This is a genomic window from Anaerobacillus alkalidiazotrophicus (assembly GCF_001866055.1).
Window position 1 is genome coordinate 1 of record NZ_MLQS01000020.1, and the last position, 5655, is coordinate 5655.

At 32.4% G+C, this 5655-nt stretch carries 9 protein-coding genes; all 9 read left to right on the forward strand.

Going from position 1 to position 5655, the window contains the following annotated elements; genetic code table 11:
* The first annotated feature begins 359 nt into the window (after positions 1-359).
* The 9 genes from BKP45_RS14220 (at position 360) to BKP45_RS14260 (ending at position 5388) form a co-directional block, all read left to right on the forward strand.
* On the forward strand, positions 360-599 hold the full coding sequence (locus tag BKP45_RS14220) for a hypothetical protein (protein WP_071390362.1): 240 nt from the start codon (positions 360-362) through the stop codon (positions 597-599).
* Positions 600-698: 99 nt separating this feature from the next.
* Positions 699-1157: a hypothetical protein gene (locus tag BKP45_RS14225; RefSeq protein WP_071390363.1), complete on the forward strand. Its 459-nt coding sequence runs from the start codon at positions 699-701 to the stop codon at positions 1155-1157.
* 178 nt (positions 1158-1335) lie between these two features.
* Positions 1336-1611, forward strand: a complete 276-nt coding sequence (locus tag BKP45_RS14230; protein ID WP_071390364.1) for a hypothetical protein — start codon at positions 1336-1338, stop codon at positions 1609-1611.
* A 101-nt stretch (positions 1612-1712) separates the two neighbouring features.
* Positions 1713-2291, forward strand: a complete 579-nt coding sequence (locus BKP45_RS14235) for a hypothetical protein (RefSeq protein WP_071390365.1) — start codon at positions 1713-1715, stop codon at positions 2289-2291.
* Between the two features lie 347 nt (positions 2292-2638).
* Positions 2639-3013, forward strand: a complete 375-nt coding sequence (locus BKP45_RS14240; protein WP_084787962.1) for a hypothetical protein — start codon at positions 2639-2641, stop codon at positions 3011-3013.
* 309 nt (positions 3014-3322) lie between these two features.
* Complete coding sequence (locus BKP45_RS14245) at positions 3323-3508, forward strand: hypothetical protein (protein WP_071390366.1); 186 nt, start codon at positions 3323-3325, stop codon at positions 3506-3508.
* 225 nt (positions 3509-3733) lie between these two features.
* Positions 3734-4237 carry a hypothetical protein gene (locus tag BKP45_RS14250; RefSeq protein ID WP_084787964.1) on the forward strand — a complete coding sequence of 168 codons (504 nt, stop codon included), beginning with the start codon at positions 3734-3736 and terminating at the stop codon, positions 4235-4237.
* Positions 4238-4620: 383 nt separating this feature from the next.
* On the forward strand, positions 4621-4977 hold the full coding sequence (locus BKP45_RS14255; RefSeq protein ID WP_071390367.1) for a DUF7674 family protein: 357 nt from the start codon (positions 4621-4623) through the stop codon (positions 4975-4977).
* A gap of 93 nt (positions 4978-5070) precedes the next feature.
* Entirely contained in the window at positions 5071-5388 is a 318-nt protein-coding gene (locus BKP45_RS14260) for a hypothetical protein (RefSeq protein WP_071390368.1), read from the forward strand.
* Positions 5389-5655 lie beyond the last annotated feature (267 nt).

Below are 5655 nucleotides of genomic sequence, written 5' to 3' on the forward strand. Positions count from 1 at the left end.
TAAATGGCTCAACAGAAGAAGTCAAAGGAAGTCATTTACCTGGGCTGGGATAAATTCAGGCTCTTTCTTACTAGATATCCATTACCTTACGCCAGAGTTAAGGTTAATATTTATGACTTAAGAAAAGAGATTAGCTATATTCTGTAAATGGTAACTAGGAGGAGCCGTGTGCGTTAATAGCGCAAGCACGGTTCTGTGAGGGGAGAGAATGCAATCTACCGAGAGGTAGAGAGGTTCTCTTCTACTCGACTAGTAAAAAAATGAGTTGCGGTTGGCAGCTCATTTTTTATGTCCACAAATTGGAAAATGATGTTAAACTAAAGGAGAGTTTAGTGGAATTTTAAGGAGGATTAAATAATATGAATGAGGAAGTGTTAAAGTTCGTAATTATATTACTTGTTTTTTCTATACTTCTGAATATGTACCAGTACATTCAAATCAAACGATATGAAGTGAATGAACGGTCATATAAGGTATCTTGGCAAGAAGTAATGAATTTAAAAAATCCTATCAGCCTATTATTGTGGTGGTTGTTATGTTCTGGTTTGGTAATTGGAATAATTTTTGGGTTTGTTGTTTTATTTTTAGACTTCCCTTAATTATCATTCTATCTTCAACTAACGGATGCTATAACAGAGCGCTAAACAAGATATTAATTAGATTTTAATTATCTTTTGGATATAAAGGGAGGTATCTCTATGTTAATTCTCCGTTATGGAGTTACTGGATTTTATCCTGCGCCCTCGGTAAGCAAGACGGAATTCAGAGATTTATGTTATTCATTGTTTCGTAAAAAAATTTTCAAGTTTATTGGCGGGGAAACTGGAAAGAGTTTTTATGAATGCATTATTAAAGAAAAGGATGACAATTTTCATATTTTATTAAATGCTCAATACCCTTTTTTAGCATTTACAGCGCCCCGTAAATTAGATACCCATGATTTGCCCTTTATTGAAATACCTGAAATAGCCAAACCACTTAATCAATTTTATGAAATCCTAAGTCCTGCTCAGTTGAATGAGCCTTTCATATACACTAAAAAAGGGAGAAAAATTCGAGTGAAAAACAAAAATAAGTTGCACCATGAAGAATTACAACAAATTGCCTATTGGGAGTCTAAAACAGTTGGAGAAGTAGTATTTAATTTTTACGATTAACTTTTCACTAACGAAAGCTTTACTTTAATGAAGAATTAGAGATTTTTTTAACTACAGAAGGAAAATAATGTAGTTGAATTAATAATTTAGTAATCTTGTTATTCAAGTAAATGGCAGTTTCGTGAATTTAACTGAGATAAAGATGAGTAAGACGACAATAAAAATAAGGGGGCAAATAATGAAAAGAATTGTAATTGGTGGATTTATAATGCTTGGTGGCTTATTAGTTACTTTAACAATTATTTTAGCGGGTTCTATTTACGCAACTAATATTACAGCATGGTCTGGTAAGTCGAAATTATGGCATGCAATTTTTGGAGCAAAGCAATACGGAAATGAAGTTGTACAGTCTTTATTTTTAGGTTTTCCATTTGTTGTAGGAATTCTATTAACTTTATTAGGGTTAATAATCTTAGGACAAGAATATTATAAAACATTTAAGGATGAATCATAACCTCTTATTAAACAAACGGATGCAATAGTTTAACCAGCTGTTACAGCCATTGTGATGCTAACGAAGCAGTGCTATTGAAAATAGATACTGGGGGATGACAAATGCGGCAGTTTATATTTATGACTATTGTCTCTATCATTATATTATCTGGATGTAATACAGATAAAGAAATAAAGCCAATTAAGGAAGAAAGTATTGATTTTGATATTGATACTGCAATTGAAATGATTAAGGTAAAAGAAGAGCTGATTATCCAACTATCAATGATGAAAACAGTATCTAGTAATGAGTATGACGAACTTGAAAAAGTATTTACAGAAGAGTTTGGAGAACATGCTCGAATGTTTTTAGAGATGTTTATTATATTGGGGTCAGAGAAAGAAACGGAATCTGGTTCATACTTAGTTCAAGAAACTTTATATCCAACTGTGTTCCACAAGGGAATAATGATAACAGATGCTGTTATCTATAAAAGTTATTATGAAAACGAATTTTTTAATGAAACTTATTTAACGATAACGCAGGAATATACTGGTGATGACATTGAATTAGAAGGTTGGAAAAGAGAGTATGTTTTTACTGAAAATGAAGATAGGGAATGGGAGATTCATACATTTTCAAGAGAAATGAATTTCGTTGGTGGAGAATTTAGTATGCAGTATTTAGATTTTGAAGAATAGAAGAAAATGTTTAACGAAAACTATTTATCTTTACAAAATTGAACCTATTCACATAGTGGAAATAAATGTCTCCTTCTTTTGATTTTGATGCGATTTGCCATGCGAATTCTAATCTGAAAGAGAACGATTGGTAATTTATGTTAGATTAAAGGGAGGAATATACGGATTTTGTGAAGCGATTCACTTAAACTATCGGGAGCTTTAGTTGAAGATCGGTGAACTTTAGTTGAGTAACTCAGCAATGGTAGTTCATACTGTTGTTGAATGACAAGCAGTTTAAAAAAAATGGATTATGAGTAGATTGATTTTCTTTTTAGTGAAAGTAGGTTGAATAAGAGGTGGAATTCATGAAAAATTTTTTATTAAAAATTACAGTAGGTATTTTAATATTTGCTTTTATGACGGCTTGTAGTAATCAATCATCATTTGATGGTAGTCGAACAGGTAACAATGAGCAGTTTATTATGGAATATAACCTATTAAATGATACCAAGACACATGAAATGGAATTAGAACAAGGAGCAATAATTGATGTTACCATTGAAAATATTAAAGGTCGTTTAGATGTTATTGTGGCAAATGTCAATGGAGGCGAAATTTATAGAGGTAACGATGCCTCATCAGGTCACTTCTTAATTGAGATACCAAAGACAGGGACCTATCTTTTCACAGTAACTGGGAGTAAAGCAAAAGGCGGTGTAAGTTTTAAAATTGTTGAATAATTTAGTTTAATTTTTCAAGCATATTGTTTAATTTTTAATCAATTATTCCAGGGGGTGTTTTAACTGATTTTCTATCTATTTCACTATTAATATAAATTCCATTAACGTTGATTGTGGCAAAAAAGCTTACTGAGTTTTTCCTTCCGAATAGTGATGTTTAAGTTAATACAAGGAATATGTGAAATAATTAACTTAAAGTAACGGAAGCAATAGTTGAAAAAGCTGTTCTTGCTGTTGTGGTGTTAACGAGGTTAGTGAAACTAGTAATACAAATTTGGGAACTCATTAAATCAAAGAAAGGAGTTTGTTATGCGTAGTTACTTGAAAAAGTGGTTAATGGATGAAAAAAAATCAATTATTTTTTTTGCTGTTTTTGCATTTTTTATTTATAAAGTAACCTTTCCCTTAAATCCAATATTAACGATTTTAGGTTGGTTGTTTTTTTTATATGTTGCTTCCTTACTTGGAAAGTGGCTAGGAAATAGTAATACCTAACTACTTTACGTAATTGATAGTAAGTAGAAGAAAATAGTTTGAGATTGATAAACTAATAAAAATAAAAAATGAGTAAGGAATTTGCACTAATGGAGAGCGTTACTGCAACAGCAAAAGTGACGCTTTTGTTTCAGTATATTAGCAGGCTTGTTTAATAAAGGGTAAAACAATTAGGGTGGAGATATTTACAAATGGTTGTAGCACAATAATGGGGGAGGATTTATTTTGAAAAAACTTTTGCTGGGTATTTTGTTTATTATGATTATCCTTACAGGAATGTATTTCTTAACTACTGCTGGTGATTCAACAACTTCTGAAAATAACGCTATTTATGTAATTGATGAACAGGTAGTTGAGAAATATCTTTCTGAGGAAGTGATGAATTCAAACTTCGGGGGAGAAATATTTGTTGCATATGAAATATTAGAAACAGATAAAAATGAAGGCGAAATCTACTTATGGGCTTTAATTCAAGAATATTATGAAGAAGGGGAAGCCTTACAAACAGGAAGCGGAATGTCAGTTCCAATCGTATTAAGTGTAAGTGTACATAACAATGATTCATTGGAAGTTTTAAATCATTCTTTGCCTCGTGATGGAACCTATTATTCAGAAGATATTAAAGAAATGTTTCCTAAAAAAATACAGAGTAAAATCTTAGGTTATTCATCAAATGACATTGGTGATTTAATAGAAGAAATGGAAAACAAGGTTAAAGAAAATTATTAAACGGAAGCGTTAATTGGAACAGCACCAGTGACGCTTTCTATGTAACTATTTAGCAGGTTTGTTAAAGAAACTTTTTTAAAAGTTAGACGTAAATGTATTATAGGTTAATACGGGAAGTTAAAGAGCAGTAGAATTCAATAATGTTTTTGAAAGGCTCAAATTGAAAGAATACGAGGTGAAATGGTTATGGACACTATGGTGATTTTTGCGTTTAGTGTTGCGACAGGGGCTTTAAGCATTGCATTGTTTGCATTTTTAAAAATAGCACAACTGGAAAAAAGAGTTAAAGAACTTGAAGATAAATAAACTGTGAAAATAAGTGTGAACAATTGTACTTAAAGTAAAGAAAGCAAGAATTGAACAACAGTTTTGGTGGTGACGTATTGAATAAAGACAAATTAGCTGAACAATTTGTTAGTGTATTTATAGAGTTTAAACCAATATTGGAGGAACACCTTGAATTTAATAATGAGTTTTTGCCACACATTTTCTTTGGTGAGTGTAACGACTACATTATAGAGTCCCTTCAAAAAGAAGAAAGAGAAAAACTTGTAAAGTTATTTGACTTCTTTGAGAAAATGGCAGTTGCTGGTGATGAATATGTAAGAGAGCTATTAAGTGTCACTATTCTTGAAAGGATTGGTGATGATAAAGATATCCTATCTATTGCTCATAAATACATGGGTAAAGAAACAAGGAAGGATTCCGATGAAATAGAAAAATTTTGGCGGCGATATTGAACTAACGAAGAGCGATAGCTAAATAAAGGCTATGGCTGTTCTGTTAACGAGTAGGATAATTGAATAAAAATCTGAGAGTAGGGCTTGGTAATTTTGAAGAATTTATTTGTATTATTAGGATTAGGGATAATTTTGGCGCTATCAAGTTGTAATAACGAGATTGATGCTTCTCATTTCATATGGAACGATAATTTATATATTGCCACTTATGAACCAATCTCAGATGAAGAGATTGGGATGATTTCAAGAGTTGTAAAAGGTACTGCAAAGGAAAGCGGGGAGGCAAAAGGCATTGCCCAAGGCACAAGACTGTATCAAATAAAAGGAAGAGAGATTTCTTCTGGAAAAATTGGTTATATTGCATATGAGTTAGACGGTAAACTTTACATTGCAAGTAAATATATTCAGTAGTTTAACTCTTCTTCAACTAAACGGATGCGTGTGCGGCCGAGCCTAGGTCGTATCATATAACGGGTGGGATTCCCGTCGAGTAAGAACTAGCCATTCGCTCGTAGCGAGTCTTGGAGGGCTGAAGGTAACTTTAGTCTTTAAGCGTAGACAGTGAGGTGGCGGGCCGAAAGCCAAGCGGTTGAAGGGATTGAGCTCCATAATGTTAGTTATTCGAGAGGGTTGATGCCTTACGCATAGCAGAAAACTACATTCTATCCTTCGTAAAAG